This is a genomic window from Cellulomonas chitinilytica, assembly GCF_016862675.1.
GTDB classification, from domain to species: Bacteria; Actinomycetota; Actinomycetes; order Actinomycetales; family Cellulomonadaceae; genus Cellulomonas; species Cellulomonas chitinilytica.
Genome location: NZ_BONK01000001.1, coordinates 241,159 through 256,729 on the forward strand (window position 1 = coordinate 241,159; position 15,571 = coordinate 256,729).

8 protein-coding genes are annotated in these 15,571 nt (G+C 71.3%); 1 reads left to right on the top strand and 7 read right to left on the bottom strand.

Annotated features, from left to right (window positions below):
* Positions 1 to 146: 146 nt before the first annotated feature.
* From Cch01nite_RS01185 to Cch01nite_RS01215, 7 genes are all read right to left on the bottom strand, one after another.
* Positions 147 to 4,019 carry a DNA-directed RNA polymerase subunit beta' gene (locus Cch01nite_RS01185; RefSeq protein WP_203747506.1) on the bottom strand — a complete coding sequence of 1,291 codons (3,873 nt, stop codon included), beginning with the start codon at positions 4,017 to 4,019 and terminating at the stop codon, positions 147 to 149.
* Positions 4,020 to 4,143: 124 nt separating this feature from the next.
* The gene (gene rpoB / locus Cch01nite_RS01190; RefSeq protein WP_203747508.1) at positions 4,144 to 7,650 is read right to left on the bottom strand and encodes a DNA-directed RNA polymerase subunit beta; all 3,507 of its coding nucleotides are present in this window, start codon (positions 7,648 to 7,650) and stop codon (positions 4,144 to 4,146) included.
* Between the two features lie 490 nt (positions 7,651 to 8,140).
* Complete coding sequence (rplL, locus tag Cch01nite_RS01195) at positions 8,141 to 8,530, bottom strand: 50S ribosomal protein L7/L12 (protein WP_203747510.1); 390 nt, start codon at positions 8,528 to 8,530, stop codon at positions 8,141 to 8,143.
* 99 nt (positions 8,531 to 8,629) lie between these two features.
* On the bottom strand, positions 8,630 to 9,160 hold the full coding sequence (rplJ, locus tag Cch01nite_RS01200) for a 50S ribosomal protein L10 (protein ID WP_203747513.1): 531 nt from the start codon (positions 9,158 to 9,160) through the stop codon (positions 8,630 to 8,632).
* A 265-nt stretch (positions 9,161 to 9,425) separates the two neighbouring features.
* A complete protein-coding gene (locus tag Cch01nite_RS01205; protein WP_203747516.1) occupies positions 9,426 to 12,038 on the bottom strand; it encodes a CHAT domain-containing protein in 2,613 nt (870 codons plus the stop codon).
* A 6-nt stretch (positions 12,039 to 12,044) separates the two neighbouring features.
* Entirely contained in the window at positions 12,045 to 12,548 is a 504-nt protein-coding gene (locus tag Cch01nite_RS01210; protein ID WP_203747519.1) for a carboxypeptidase regulatory-like domain-containing protein, read from the bottom strand.
* Positions 12,545 to 13,174 carry an RNA polymerase sigma factor gene (locus tag Cch01nite_RS01215; protein WP_239069711.1) on the bottom strand — a complete coding sequence of 210 codons (630 nt, stop codon included), beginning with the start codon at positions 13,172 to 13,174 and terminating at the stop codon, positions 12,545 to 12,547. Before Cch01nite_RS01215 ends, Cch01nite_RS01210 begins: the two co-directional genes overlap by 4 nt.
* 338 nt (positions 13,175 to 13,512) lie before the next feature.
* On the opposite strand from Cch01nite_RS01215, the gene Cch01nite_RS01220 reads away from it, so the two are divergent.
* Positions 13,513 to 15,546: a chymotrypsin family serine protease gene (locus tag Cch01nite_RS01220; RefSeq protein WP_203747525.1), complete on the top strand. Its 2,034-nt coding sequence runs from the start codon at positions 13,513 to 13,515 to the stop codon at positions 15,544 to 15,546.
* Positions 15,547 to 15,571: the final 25 nt, after the last annotated feature.

The window sequence follows — 15,571 nt, forward strand, 5'->3', positions numbered from 1 at the left end:
CGGTGTCCTACGTTACCTGGCGCCCCGTAGCACCGTCAAAGAGACGGTGCACACGCTGCTCAGCGCAGCGCCGGGCAACCAGGCCCCCACGCCCGAGGGGGCCCACCATGACGGTGGACCCCCTCGGGTCGGTGAGGCAGGTGACGTCAGCGGTAGTCGCCGAAGTCGATGTCCTCGAGCGGGATCGCCTCGCCCGAGCCGAGGCCCAGGGCGGGGAAGTCGATCTCGTCGTAGCCGAAGGTCGGGTACAGCTCAGCCTTCGCCTCCTCCGTCGGCTCCACGGCGATGTTGCCGTAGCGCGGCAGGCCCGTCCCGGCGGGGATGAGCTTGCCGAGGATGACGTTCTCCTTGAGGCCGAGCAGCGGGTCGGACCGACCCGACATCGCGGCCTCGGTGAGCACCCGGGTGGTCTCCTGGAAGGAGGCCGCCGAGAGCCACGAGTCCGTCGCGAGCGACGCCTTCGTGATGCCCATGAGCTCCGGACGACCCGAGGCCGGCTGGCCGCCCTCGGACATCGCACCGCGGTTGGCGTCCTCGAACCGGCCACGCTCGGCGAGCTCGCCGGGCAGCAGGTCCGTGGTGCCGGAGTCGAGGACCGTCACGCGGCGCAGCATCTGCCGCACGATGACCTCGATGTGCTTGTCGTGGATGTCCACGCCCTGGGAGCGGTAGACCTCCTGCACCTCGTCGACCAGGTGCTTCTGCGTGGCCCGCGGGCCGAGGATGCGCAGCACCTTCTTCGGGTCGACGGCGCCCTGGACGAGCTGGGTGCCGACCTGGACGTGGTCGCCGTCGGAGACGAGCAGACGCGACCGCTTGGTGATCGGGTAGGCGATCTCCTCCGAGCCGTCGTCCGGCGTCAGGACGATGCGCCGCGAACGGTCACCCTCCTCGATGACGATCCGGCCGCTGAACTCCGCGATCGGCGCCTCACCCTTGGGGGTACGGGCCTCGAAGAGCTCCTGGACACGCGGCAGACCCTGCGTGATGTCGTCGGCCGACGCCACACCACCGGTGTGGAAGGTACGCATCGTCAGCTGCGTGCCGGGCTCACCGATCGACTGGGCCGCGATGATGCCGACGGCCTCGCCGATGTCGACGAGCTTGCCGGTGGCCAGCGAGCGGCCGTAGCAACGGGCGCAGGTGCCGACGCGCGACTCGCACGTGAGGACCGAGCGGACCTTGAGCTCCGTGACGCCCGCCTCGAGGAGACGGTCGAGCAGCACGTCGCCGATGTCGTCGCCCGAGCGGCCGATGACCTCGCCGTCGATCTCGGCGTCCGTCGCGAGGGTCCGCGAGAAGACGCTGGTCTCGACCTTGTCGTGGCGACGCAGCGTGCCGTCGGCCGTCGGGACGCCGATCGGCATCGTCAGGCCACGCTCGGTGCCGCAGTCGTCCTCGCGGACGATGACGTCCTGCGAGACGTCCACCAGACGACGGGTCAGGTAGCCCGAGTCGGCGGTCCGCAGAGCGGTGTCCGCCAGACCCTTGCGGGCACCGTGCGTCGCGATGAAGTACTCGAGGACGGACAGGCCCTCGCGGTAGTTCGCCTTGATCGGACGAGGGATGATCTCGCCCTTCGGGTTGGCGACCAGACCACGCATACCGGCGATCTGCCGGACCTGCATCCAGTTACCACGGGCACCGGAGCCGACCATGCGGTAGACGGTGTTGCGCGCAGGGAAGTTCTCCTGCATCGCCTTGGCGACCTTGTCGGTGGCCTGCGTCCAGATCTCGATGAGCTCCTGGCGACGCTCGTCGTCGGTGATGAGGCCCTTCTCGTACTGGCCCTGCACCTTCGCCGCGCGACCCTCGTGCTCCTCGAGGATCCCCTTCTTCGCGGCCGGGGTCGCGACGTCGGAGATCGAGATGGTCACGCCGGAACGCGTGGCCCACCGGAAGCCGGCCTCCTTGAGCGCGTCGAGGGACGCCGCGACGGCGACCTTCGGGTAGCGCTCGGCGAGGTCGTTGACGATGACCGAGAGACGCTTCTTGTCGACGACGCCGTTCTCGTACGGGTAGTCGACGGGCAGCAGCTCGTTGAACAGCGCACGACCCAGGGTCGTCTCGAAGATCAGCGTGTCGCCCTCGGTCCAGCCCTCGGGCGCGTCGGCCTCGGCCAGGACCAGGTCGTCGAAGCGGATCTTGACGACGGCGTTGAGGTCCAGGCTGCCCTGGTCGAACGCCATGATCGCCTCGGACACCGAGCTGAACGACCGGCCTGCGCCCTCGGCACCCTCGAGCCGGTCCGACGTCAGGTGGAACAGGCCGATGATCATGTCCTGCGAGGGCATGGTCACCGGACGGCCGTCCGACGGCTTGAGGATGTTGTTGCTCGAGAGCATGAGGATGCGGGCCTCGGCCTGCGCCTCCGCGCTCAGGGGCAGGTGGACGGCCATCTGGTCACCGTCGAAGTCCGCGTTGAACGCGGCGCAGACGAGCGGGTGCAGGTGGATCGCCTTGCCCTCGACGAGCTGCGGCTCGAACGCCTGGATGCCCAGACGGTGCAGCGTGGGCGCACGGTTCAGCAGCACCGGGTGCTCGGTGATGACCTCCTCGAGCACATCCCACACGACCGGGCGCGCGCGCTCGACCATGCGCTTGGCCGACTTGATGTTCTGCGCGTGGTTCAGGTCCACGAGGCGCTTCATCACGAACGGCTTGAACAGCTCGAGCGCCATCTGCTTGGGCAGACCGCACTGGTGCAGCTTGAGCTGCGGGCCGACGACGATGACCGAACGGCCCGAGTAGTCGACGCGCTTGCCGAGCAGGTTCTGGCGGAACCGGCCCTGCTTGCCCTTGAGCATGTCCGAGATGGACTTGAGCGGGCGGTTGCCCGGACCCGTCACCGGACGACCGCGGCGGCCGTTGTCGAACAGCGAGTCGACGGCCTCCTGGAGCATCCGCTTCTCGTTGTTGACGATGATCTCGGGCGCGCCGAGGTCGAGCAGCCGCTTGAGGCGGTTGTTCCGGTTGATGACGCGGCGGTACAGGTCGTTCAGGTCGGAGGTGGCGAAGCGGCCACCGTCGAGCTGGACCATCGGACGCAGGTCCGGCGGGATCACCGGGACGGCGTCGAGCACCATGCCGGTCGGCGAGTTGCTCGTCGTGAGGAACGCGTTGACGACCTTCAGACGCTTGAGGGCACGCGTCTTGCGCTGGCCCTTGCCCGTCTTGATGATCTCGCGCAGGTTCTCCGACTCCGCCTCCAGGTCGAACGCCTCGAGGCGCTTCTGGATCGCCGCGGCGCCCATCGAGCCCTCGAAGTAGTTGCCGTAGCGGTCCTGCAGCTGGCGGTAGAGCAGCTCGTCACCCTCGAGGTCCGCGACCTTCAGGTTCTTGAACCGGTCCCACACGTTCTCGAGACGCTCGAGGTCCAGGTCCGCGCGCTTGCGGATCTGCGCCATCTCACGCTCGGCCGAGTCGCGGACCTTGCGGCGCGCGTCGGCCTTGGCACCCTCGGCCTCGAGCTCGGCCAGGTCGGCCTCGAGCTTCTGCGCGCGGGTGTTGATGTCGTTGTCGCGGCGGTCCGAGATCTCCTTCTTCTCCAGGTCGATCTCGTTCTGGAGGTTCGGGAGGTCCTCCTGGCGACCGTCCACGTCGACCCACGTGATCATGTAGGCCGCGAAGTAGATGACCTTCTCGAGGTCCTTCGGGGCCAGGTCGAGCAGGTAGCCGAGGCGCGACGGGACGCCCTTGAAGAACCAGATGTGGGTGACCGGAGCGGCGAGCTCGATGTGGCCCATGCGCTCACGACGCACCTTGGAGCGCGTGACCTCGACACCGCAGCGCTCGCAGATGATGCCCTTGAAGCGGACGCGCTTGTACTTGCCGCAGTAGCACTCCCAGTCCCGGGTGGGACCGAAGATCTTCTCGCAGAACAGGCCATCCTTCTCCGGCTTCAGGGTCCGGTAGTTGATGGTCTCGGGCTTCTTCACCTCACCGTGCGACCAGGCACGGATGTCGTCGGCCGTGGCGAGGCCGATACGAAGCTCGTCGAAGACGTTGACGTCGAGCAAGGGGGGTCCTACTTCCTTCGCTTGCCGGCCTGCTCTGTGACAGGTCCCCGGCGGACGGAAATGTTGCTAAAGGGTGCGGGCACCCGGTCCGGCCTCCTCACGGCAGCCGGACCGGGGCTCGACGTCAGATCTCTTCGATGCTGCTGGCGTTGGGGCGACGCGACAGGTCGATGCCGAGCTCCTCCGCGGCGCGGTAGACCTCGTCGTCGTTCTCCTTCATGTCGATGGAGACGCCGTCCGAGGACAGCACCTCGACGTTCAGGCAGAGCGACTGCATCTCCTTGAGCAGGACCTTGAACGACTCCGGGATGCCCGAGTCGGGGATGTTCTCGCCCTTGACGATCGCCTCGTACACCTTGACGCGGCCCGGCACGTCGTCCGACTTGATGGTGAGGAGCTCCTGCAGCGTGTAGGCAGCGCCGTACGCCTCGAGGGCCCACACCTCCATCTCGCCGAACCGCTGGCCACCGAACTGCGCCTTACCACCCAGCGGCTGCTGCGTGATCATCGAGTACGGGCCGGTCGAACGGGCGTGGATCTTGTCGTCGACCAGGTGGTGCAGCTTGAGGATGTACATGTAGCCGACCGCCACCGGGTCCGGGAACGGCTCGCCGGAACGCCCGTCGAACAGGCGGCCCTTGCCGTCGCCGCCGACCGTGCGGACGCCGTCGCGGTTGAGCAGCGTGCTGCCCAGCAGACCGGTGAGGGTCTCCTCCGGCACACCGTCGAACACGGGCGTCGCGACCGGGTTGCCGGCCGGCGAGGACGCGGCGATCGCCGGGACGCCGTCGCGCCACGACACGTCGCCCTCGGCGAGCGAGATGTCCCAGCCCTGCTTCGCGACCCACCCGAGGTGCGTCTCGAGGACCTGCCCGACGTTCATTCGACCGGGCACACCCAGCGGGTTGAGCACGACGTCGACCGGCGTGCCGTCCGCGAGGAACGGCATGTCCTCGACCGGGAGGATCTTCGAGATGACGCCCTTGTTGCCGTGACGGCCGGCGAGCTTGTCACCGTCGGTGATCTTGCGGCGCTGCGCGATGTACACGCGGACCAGCTCGTTGACACCGGCGGGCAGCTCGTCGCCGTCGTCCCGGCTGAACGTGCGGACCTCGATGACCGTGCCGGACTCGCCGTGGGGCACCTTGAGCGACGTGTCGCGGACCTCGCGCGCCTTCTCGCCGAAGATCGCGCGGAGCAGGCGCTCCTCGGGGGTCAGCTCGGTCTCGCCCTTCGGGGTGACCTTGCCGACGAGGATGTCGCCCGCCGCGACCTCGGCACCGATGCGGATGATGCCGCGCTCGTCGAGGTCCGCGAGGACCTCCTCGGAGACGTTCGGGATGTCCCGCGTGATCTCCTCGGGGCCGAGCTTCGTGTCGCGGGCGTCGACCTCGTGCTCCTCGATGTGGATCGAGGACAGGACGTCGTCCTGCACGAGGCGCTGCGACAGGATGATCGCGTCCTCGTAGTTGTGGCCCTCCCACGACATGAACGCGACGAGCAGGTTGCGGCCGAGCGCGAGCTCGCCCTCGTCCGTCGCCGGGCCGTCGGCGAGCACCGAGCCGACCTCGACGCGCGCGCCCTGGTCGACCAGCACGCGCTGGTTGTAGGACGTGCCCTGGTTCGAGCGACGGAACTTCGCGACGCGGTACGTCGTCGTCGTGGCGTCGTCGTTCGCGACCGTGATCAGGTCCGCCGACACCTCGGTGACGACACCCGGCTTCGACGCGACGATGACGTCGCCCGCGTCGACGGCCGCACGGCGCTCCATGCCGGTGCCGACGAGCGGCGCCTCGGAGCGGACCAGCGGCACGGCCTGGCGCTGCATGTTCGCGCCCATGAGGGCACGGTTCGCGTCGTCGTGCTCGAGGAACGGGATGAGGGCCGTCGCGACGGACACCATCTGGCGCGGGGAGACGTCCATGTAGTCGACGTTCTCGCCGGCGACGTACTCGATCTCGCCGCCCTTGACGCGGACCAGGACGCGGTCCTCCTCGAAGACGCCGTTCGCCTTGAGCGGCGCGTTGGCCTGGGCGATGACGTGGCGGTCCTCGTCGTCGGCCGTGAGGTAGTGGACCTCGTCCGTGACGCGGCCGGCCTCGACCTTGCGGTACGGGGTCTCGACGAAGCCGAACGGGTTGATCCGCCCGTACGTCGCGAGCGAGCCGATCAGACCGATGTTCGGGCCCTCAGGGGTCTCGATCGGGCACATGCGGCCGTAGTGCGACGGGTGGACGTCACGGACCTCCATGCCGGCGCGGTCGCGGGACAGACCACCCGGGCCGAGGGCCGACAGACGCCGCTTGTGCGTCAGGCCCGCGAGCGGGTTGTTCTGGTCCATGAACTGCGACAGCTGGCTCGTCCCGAAGAACTCCTTGATGGAGGCGACGACGGGACGGATGTTGATGAGCGTCTGCGGCGTGATGGCCTCGACGTCCTGCGTCGTCATGCGCTCGCGCACGACGCGCTCCATCCGGGACAGGCCCGTGCGGACCTGGTTCTGGATGAGCTCGCCGACCGCGCGGATGCGACGGTTGCCGAAGTGGTCGATGTCGTCGGTCTCGACGCGGATCTCGACCGCCTCGCCGGCGCGCGTGCCGGGCAGGGTCGGCAGGTCGATGTGCAGCGACGCGAGGTACTTGATCGTCGCGACGACGTCGTCCTTGGACAGCACCGAGTCCGCGAGCGGGACGTCCAGGCCGAGCTTCTTGTTCAGCTTGTAGCGGCCGACCTTCGCGAGGTCGTAGCGCTTCGGGTTGAAGTAGAAGTTCTCGATCAGCGCGCGGCCGGCCTCGACCGTGGGCGGCTCGCCCGGGCGGATCTTGCGGTAGAGGTCGAGCAGCGCCTCGTCCTGCGTCTGGACGTGGTCCTTCTCGAGGGTGTCGATGACGGCCGGGTACGCCGCGAACTCCTCGCGGATCTCCGACTCCGTCATGCCGAGCGCCTTGAGCAGCACCGTGGCGTTCTGCTTGCGCTTGCGGTCGACGCGGACGCCGACGTTGTCGCGCTTGTCGATCTCGAACTCGAGCCACGCGCCACGGCTCGGGATGACCTTGGCCGTGAGGATGTCCTTGTCGGACGTCTTGTCGGCGATGCGCTCGAAGTAGACGCCGGGGCTGCGGACGAGCTGGCTGACGACGACGCGCTCGGTGCCGTTGATGATGAACGTGCCGCGCTCCGTCATGAGCGGGAAGTCGCCCATGAAGACCGTCTGGCTCTTGATCTCACCGGTCGTGTAGTTGACGAACTCGGCCGTGACGAACAGCGGCGCGGCGAACGTGAAGTCCTTCTCCTTGCACTCCTCGGCCGTGTACTTCGGCGGCTCGAAGCGGTGCTCGCGGAAGGAGAGCGACATGGAGCCGCCGAAGTCCTCGATCGGGGAGATCTCCTCGAAGATCTCCTCGAGACCAGCGGTCTCCGGGACGTCCTGGCGACCGGCCTCGAGGGCCTTCGCGACGCGACCCTGCCAGCGCTCGTTCCCGAGCAGCCAGTCGAAGCTCTCGGTCTGCAGACCGAGCAGGTCGGGGACCTCGAGGGGCTCGTGGATCTTGGCGAAGGAGATGCGGCGAGAGGCGGTGCGGTTCGCGATGGCGTCGGCGGAGGGTGCAGAAGGGGTGCGCGAGGCAGCCAAGAGGGGTCCTTCCCTGCGGATCGAGTGCACGCTGCAACCGGCCCGGCTAAGCGCGACCCCCCGGCCTCTGAGCCAGGGACGTCGCGCACGTACGACGTCCACTGCTCGGGTTATACGGGATCGCGGGCACAGGCCAGCGCAAAGCGCTAGCATACCCGCCCGGGGCACGAACGTCTACCCGGTGACGACGCCCTTCGCTCGAAGAACCCCCGCAGGTGGGTTCCCCGGCCCGGACGCCCGGCTCGACCGGACGGTGACGCCCGACGGGCGACCACGTTGTCGCCGGGCGCCATGGTGGCACACGTCACGCCTCCTGTGAAAGTCCGGCCCCCGACGCCCGCCACCCGTGCAGCGCCGGCGGCACGCCGTCACCCCTCCCCACCTGCGCGGACACCCGCCGACGACGAAGGCCCGCACCCCTGTCGGGATGCGGGCCTTCGCGCGTCGAGCAGTCCCTCCGGCGGCGGTCAGGACCGCGCCGGAGGTCGGATCACTTGAGGGTGACCGTGGCGCCGGCGCCCTCGAGAGCGGCCTTCGCCTTCTCGGCCGCCTCCTTGTTCACGCCCTCCAGGACGGCCTTGGGGGCCTCGTCCACGAGGTCCTTGGCCTCCTTGAGGCCGAGCGAGGTGAGCGCGCGCACCTCCTTGATGACCTGGATCTTCTTGTCACCAGCGGCCTCGAGGACGACGTCGAACGAGTCCTTCTCCTCCTCGGCCTCGACCTCGGCGCCCGCGCCACCGGCGGCGGGGGCCGCGACGGCGACGGGAGCGGCGGCGGTGACCTCGAAGACGTCCTCGAACGCCTTCACGAACTCGGAGAGCTCGATGAGGGTGAGGCCCTTGAACTGCTCGATGAGCTCGTCGGTGCTGAGCTTCGCCATGATCGGCGTTCCTTTCGTTGGTGCCCGGCGGGGGTCGTCCCCCAGCGCCGGAGCAGGGTGTGGGTTGTGCGCGTCGACTGGCTGCCCGTCAGGACAGGGTCAGGCGGCTGCGCCTTCCGATTCCTGCTTCTGGCGCAGGGCATCGATGACACGGGCGGCCTGGGCGGTGTTCGCGGTGAAGACGTACGCAGCCTGGTAGAGCTTGGCCTTCATCGCGCCGGCCGCCTTGGCCAGCAGCACCTCGCGGGACTCGAGGTCCGCGAGCTTGGTGACGTCCGCAGCGGTCAGGGTGCGGCCGTCGAGGACGCCCCCCTTGATGACCAGTGCGGGGTTCGCCTTGGCGAAGTCACGCAGACCCTTCGCGGCCTCGACCGGGTCGCCGGTGACGAAGGCGATCGCCGACGGGCCCGCGAGCGCGTCGTCGAGGCCAGTCAGTCCGGCGTCCTTGGCCGCGATCGCGGTCAGCGTGTTCTTCACCACGGCGTAGGTTGCGTTACCGCCGAGCGCCTTGCGCAGCCGCTTGAGCTGCGCGACGGTGAGCCCGCGGTACTCGGTCAGCACGGCCGCGTTCGACTCACGGAACAGGTCCGTGAGCTCTGCGACAGCGGCTGCCTTGTCCGGCCTCGCCATGGCAATCCTTCCGATGGTGGTGCCACCGGTCGTCAGGCCCGCAGAGACGTCATCAGAAATGACAAGAGCCCCGCGCAGGCGCGGGGCTCGACTTCAGGACACGGCATGCCGGTCCGTCCGGGAACACTCACCTGCGCTGGCCTCCGCTGCTGCGGGACTTCGGGCGGACTCACACGGGGTGACTCCGACGACCGGCGGTCTTGGGCCCCACGAGACTACGGCACCCGACGTGGCGGACCAAATCCGGCGTCGTCCGGCCCGGCGGTCACACGGGGGCGCCGAAGCACATCAGCGGCGCCACGACCCCGGTGACCTGCGCGTCCTCCGCCACCGCCGTCGCCACGGCCTCCGCGACCGGCCGTCCGGAGCGCAGCAGCGCGTGCGTGCGCGTCATGACCCGCATCGCGGTGTCGTCGGGCAGCGGAGCGACCGCGGCCACCACGCAGCCGACCCCGCGCCGGAGCAGCACGCTGGCCATGCCGAGCGCCTCCCCGCCGGCCCGGATGCTCGCCCGACCGACCTCGCAGCTCGACAGCACCACGAGGTCGGGCGTCTGGCCCCCCGCGTCCAGCTCGTGCGCGAACAGCGGGCCGTCGGCCATCCGGACCGACGAGAACAACGGGTTGTCCGGCTCGTGCCGACCGTGCGCGGCCAGGTGCACCACGCCCGGCGAGCCGAGCACCTCGATCATCCGGGCCACCGTCGCGTCGTCGCCGACGACGGCCTCGCCCCCCGACCACAGGGCCGCGATCTCGCGGGCCTCCGCGTCGGCGTGCCGCAGCCCCGGACCCGCGGCCGCGGTCACCCGCACCGGCGTCTGCGGCGCCGAGCCCGCGAACGTCATCCAGTGGTGCACCGACGGCGCGACGACCGTCGGGCGGCCCAGCCGGGACGAGAGCATCGACCACGGCAGGACGCCGAGCCAGCCCGTCGCGACGACGACGAGCTCGCCCGGAGCGCCCAGCGCGGGCGCGAGACGCTTCTCCAGGTCCGTCATGCCGTGCAGCAGCGACCGGCGGGCGACCTCCCGCAGGTCCGCCGGCACGAGCGTGTTCGACGTGACCTCGAGGTCGGCGTGCACCCGGCGGACCAGCTCCGCCACCGCCGACGAGTCCCCCAGGTGGTGCACCGTGCTGCGGCCGTGGCCCATCTCCACCGCGAGGACCTGCCCACGGTGGATCAGCACGTCGAGCACCGTGCTGCCCGGGCGCTGCTCGAGCATCCGCCGGACCTCGACCGCGCGACCCGGCCGGTCGTCGCCCACCCGCCCGCGCTCGTGCCAGGACCGGGCCAGGATCTCGTGCTTGAGCCGCTGCGCCTCACGGATCATCCGGATCCGCTGCGGGTCCGCGCCCGCCCGCTGCGGCACGCCCCGGTTCTCGTCGATCAGCCGCCTCAGCTGCGTGAGCAGCTCGGCCGACGTCGGGTCGTCCGGCGGGTTGACCCGCGGGGTGCCGCCGATCACCGCACGGGCACGCTCCGCAGCGTCGAGCACCGCCGACGGGCGGTCGACGGCCAGCGCCAGGCGGACGTCCAGGTCCGCGAGCGCACGGCCGTGCACCGCGCCCGCCGTGCGCAGGTCGAGCGACCCGAACCGCGAGCGGTGCAGCGCCAGGTCCCGCTGACCCGCACGGACGTAGCGGCCGGCCCGCGGCCGGTCCCCCGCCGCCAGCGCGAGCATCGCGCGGATCCACCGGCCGTGCAGCCGCACCGTCACCGGGTCGCTCCCTCGCACCGTGCCCAGCTCCTCGAGCACCGCCGCCGGGTCGTCCAGCGCACCGCGGCACAGGTCCGCCTCGATGCGCACGTACGCCGCGGCCCCCTCCCAGACGGTCCGGCCGGTCGCCCGGCACATCCGCTCCAGCTTCGCCGCCCGACGGGACAGGCCCGCCCACAGCACACGCGTGCGCGGGTCGTCGTCGTGCGCGCTCGCGTACGTGACCGCGTCCGCCTGCAGCGCGAGCAGGGACGTGCGCACCACCCACGCCTCGTCGCCGCGACGGCGGAACCGGCGCTCCGACGACGCGACGAACCGGCGCGCCGCCGACACGTCGCCGCGCAGCATCGCGCACTCCGCGCGGCCCAGCTCGCACTCCGCCACGTCCCGGGGCAGGTGCTGCGCCTCGAACAGCGCCGCCGCCTCCGCGAACGTCGTGTCCGCCACACCCACGAGTCCCGCCTCCAGCAGCACCCGCGCCCGGTCGAGCATCTGGATCGGGTGCGGCGGCCCCGGCAGCGTGCGGGCCGCGACCTCCATCCGCGCCAGCGCGTCCGGCAGCTTGCCCTCGACGAACGCCAGGTAGCCGAGGTTGTGCTCCGCCTTGAACGTCAGCCGCGCGAACCCCGCCTGCCGGGAGCGGCGCGCGCACTCGGCGTAGTCGGCACGCGACTGCGCCACGTGGTGCAGCTCCGAGTGCAGCACCCCGCGGTTCAGCAGGCTCCGGCAGCCGTCGATCGGCTCGGCCTCGTCGATCGACGCGACCGCCTCGTCGAGCCAGCGCAGCGCCTCGTCGTGCCGGCCCGCACGCAGCGCCAGCAGACCCCGCAGGCCCGCGACGGCGGGCTCGAGGCCGCGCCAGCGGAGCCGGGGGTCGACCTCCTGCGCGGCGAGCATCGCGTCGAGCTCGTCCAGCGCCGCACGCGGACCGCCTCGCGTCTCGAAGTCCGCCTTCGCGAGCTCGATCAGTGAACGTGCCCGCAGGCGGACCGCACCCGGGGTCGGCTCCATCGCCGCGAGCTCACGCAGCACCGGCCGCAGGCGACGACGCGCCCGGGTCGGCCGACCCTCCGCGTTCTCCGTCTCCGCCCGCTGCACCGCCTCGACGAGAACGTCGAAGGAGGGCGGCCCGGTCGCCGCCGGGCCGCCCTGGTCCGACATGTCGCCCTAGAGCTCGATCTGCGGCGTGACGATCGGCACCGTCGGGTCCGACGGACGTCGCAGGACGAGCCGCGCCGGCCCGTGCTCCACGTCCGTGAACGAGAACCGGCCGTCCGAGTCCGACGTCGTGGTCGTCACGTCGCCCGACTGGTGCAGCTCGACCGACAGCTCGCCGGCCGGGGCCGCCCACCCGTCGACCCGGACACGGCCCGCCTCCGGGTGCACCGAGATCATCACCGTGAGAACGTCCGTCGTGAACGTGATCGTGCCGGCCTCGATGCTCGTCTCGTCGGCGCGGCGAGCCAGCTCGGGCTCCCCGACCAGGTGCAGCTCGGCGAGCTCGGCGTGCAGGGCCTCGATCGTCAGGGCCATGCCGATGCTGTCCACCAGCCCGGCCGGGACCGGGTCCGCGGCCTCGACCAGCAGGGCGATCCTGCGCAGGATCTCGCGGTCGTCCACGTCCAGGCCGCCGGCGGCGACCAGGGCGAGCGTGCTCTCGTCGGTGGTCATGACACGCTCCAGGCGGGGTCGGAGGAGAGGGCGAGGCGCAGCTTGGCGAGGCACCGGCCACGCGTGGGACCGATGCTGCCGACCGGCATGCCGAGCGCCCTCGACACCACGGTGTAGTCCGGCCGGTCGACCAGCGCCACCAGGCCCAGCAGGCGCCGGCAGCGGTCCGGCAGCGACGACACGTGCTCCCACAGGATCTGGTCCCGCTCGGAACGGACCGCCACGGTGTCCGGCCGGTCGTCGACCGGAGCCGCGAGCCAGTCGGTGACGTGCTCGTCCTGCTCGTGGCGGACCAGGTCCTCGCGGGACCGGCGCACGGAACGCCAGGCGGCCCGCTTCGCGGTCACCAGCATCCACTGCAGCGTCGCGCGCGGGTCGCGGATCGAGTCGATGTCGCGCACCAGCGTGAGCCACACGTTCTGGACCACGTCCTGGGCCGTCTCCGTGTCCGCCCCCTGAGCGCGCACGGTGTGCCACAGCAACGGCGTCATCACCTGCACCAGCGCTGCGAGGGGCTCCCGGTCCCCGTCGCGGTAGGCGACCACGGCTCGGGCGGCCCTGTCGGCCAACCCTTCGCCCTGGCCGCGGAGCGCGGTGTCCACCGGCTCCACCAGGTCGTCACTCATCATGGACCCCTCACAGGCGGCCTCGTCGGGCGGCCGCCACTGACACAGTAGGCGGCCCGGAACAACCCCGACAAGAACGACGAACCACGTCTCGGGCGCACGTCCAGGACCAGGTCCTCGCGCACCCGCGCGTGATCCCCCGCCTTCGGGATCGACCGTCAGGAGCCGCGGTCCCACCGCCAGATACGTCTCGCAGAAAACTTCCTCCACGAGCGTGTATCAGGGCAGGTCCGGGGCGCTCCTGCCCATCACCCGCCCGACTTCGTCCTTCCCTGCGCCGGGGGCCGCCGGAAGGCTGTCGGACGACCCGTTCTGACCGATTCGAGGAGACACGCGACATGACCGAGCAGGACCGCACGCCGCAGGACCTCACGCGCGAGCAGATCCGCCCGACCAAGCGAAACATCGAGAACGCCCTCATCGCCCGCGCCGGCGTCGTCGGCGTGGACATCGGGGAGAAGTGGTCCGACGGCCGCCCCACAGGCCGGCAGGCGATCGTCGTGCACGTCGAACGCAAGCTCGCGGACGGCGACCTCGCGGAGCAGGACCGGATCCCGGCGACCATCGACGGCGTCCCCACGGACGTCGTCGAGCACCGGGTGCGGCTGCTCGGCTCGTCCTCGGCCGTCGGCGAGCGCGACGTCGTGCGCGGCCGCGTCCGGCCGCTCGCCGGGGGTCTGAGCGTCGGACCGGCCGACCCGGTCACCGTGCCCGTCGACGGCCACGCGCAGCGGCGCTCCGTCAACGGGACGCTCGGGGTCGTCGTCACCGACCGCCTCAGCGGGCGCGCGCTCGGCCTCACGAACTGGCACGTCGCCGCCGGGGACGGCCTCGAGGACGCCGGCAGCACCTGGATCCAGCCCGCGCTCGCCGACGGCGGAGACCCCCGCCGCGACCGTGTCGGCGCGCTCGTCCGCGGCGCCCTGACCGACACGATCGACGCCGCGGTCGTCGCCCTCGCACCCGGCGCGCCGTGGGTGCCGGGCATCGTCGGCATCGGGGCCGTGACCGGCGCCGGCGCCGCCGTCGAGGACGGCGTCGTCCGCAAGTACGGGCGCACGACGGGCCTGCGCAGCGGCCGCGTCGTGTCGACCGACTACACGACCTCCGTGGACTTCGGACCCGGCACCGGGTGGCGGACGCTGCGCGACCAGGTCCGCATCGAACCCGACGAGGGCGCCGAGGCGTTCTCCGCCGAGGGCGACTCCGGGTCGGCCGTCGTCGACGAGCACGGCCGCGTCGTCGCCCTGCTGTGGGCCGGGGAGGACGACGGCTCCTACGCCGTCGCGAGCCCGATCTCCGCGGTGCTCGACACCCTCGGGGTCGACGTCGCGACCGTCGCCAGCGCCCGCGCCGCGGCCGCGAGCCGACTCGCCCGGGCCCGGCGCGAACGCGCCCTGGCCGCCCGCCGCCTCCTCGACCCGCGCAGCGCCGGGTGGGGCGGCTCGTCCGCGACCGTGAACGCCGCGTTCGCCGCCGGGTGGCGGGCAGCGGCGGCCGGGCGGGCGGGGACCGGCGCACGCGCAGCCGGGAACGGGGCCGCCGCCCGTGCGACGGGCGGCGTGACCGGCACTGCGGGGGCAGGGGCGGGGGCGGGTCGTGCGGGTCAGCAGCGGCCGACCACGGTGCGGCGGCGGCCGACGGGTGGCGCCGGCCGGGCGTCGATCGAGCCGTTCACCGAGCCCTTCACCGAGCCGTTCACCGAACCGTTCACGGAGCCCTTCACCGAGCCGTTCACGGAGCCCTTCACCGAGGCGCTGGGCGCCAACCCGTTCACCGAGCCGTTCACGGAGCCGTTCACCGAGCCGTTCACCGAGCCGTTCACGGAGCCGTTCACCGAGGCACTCGGCGCCAACCCCTTCACCGAACCGTTCACCGAGCCCTTCACGGAGCCCTTCACCGAGCCGTTCACCGAACCGTTCACGGAGCCCTTCACCGAGGCACTCGGCGCCAACCCGTTCACCGAACCGTTCACCGAGCCGTTCACGGAGCCGTTCACGGAGCCCTTCACGGAGCCCTTCACGGGGCCGTTCACCGAGGCACTCGGCGCCAACCCCTTCACCGAACCGTTCACCGAGCCGTTCACGGGGCCCTTCACCGAACCGTTCACCGAGCCGTTCACCGAGCCGTTCACCGAGGCACTCGGCGCCAACCCCTTCACCGAACCGTTCACCGAGCCGTTCACGGAACCGTTCACCGAGCCGTACACCCAGCAGCACATCCAGGCGTACGTCGCCCGCGTCCGCGCGGCCTACGTCGCCCGAGCACGGGCCGCAGCCGTCCAGCGTGCCCGGGCCGTCGCCGCCCGCCAGGCCCGGGAGGCGTTCTGGGCCGGGTACGTCACCGCACTGGGCCGGGGTCGCCGGCGCTGACCAGCCCCCGCCGGCGCCCGCCCGT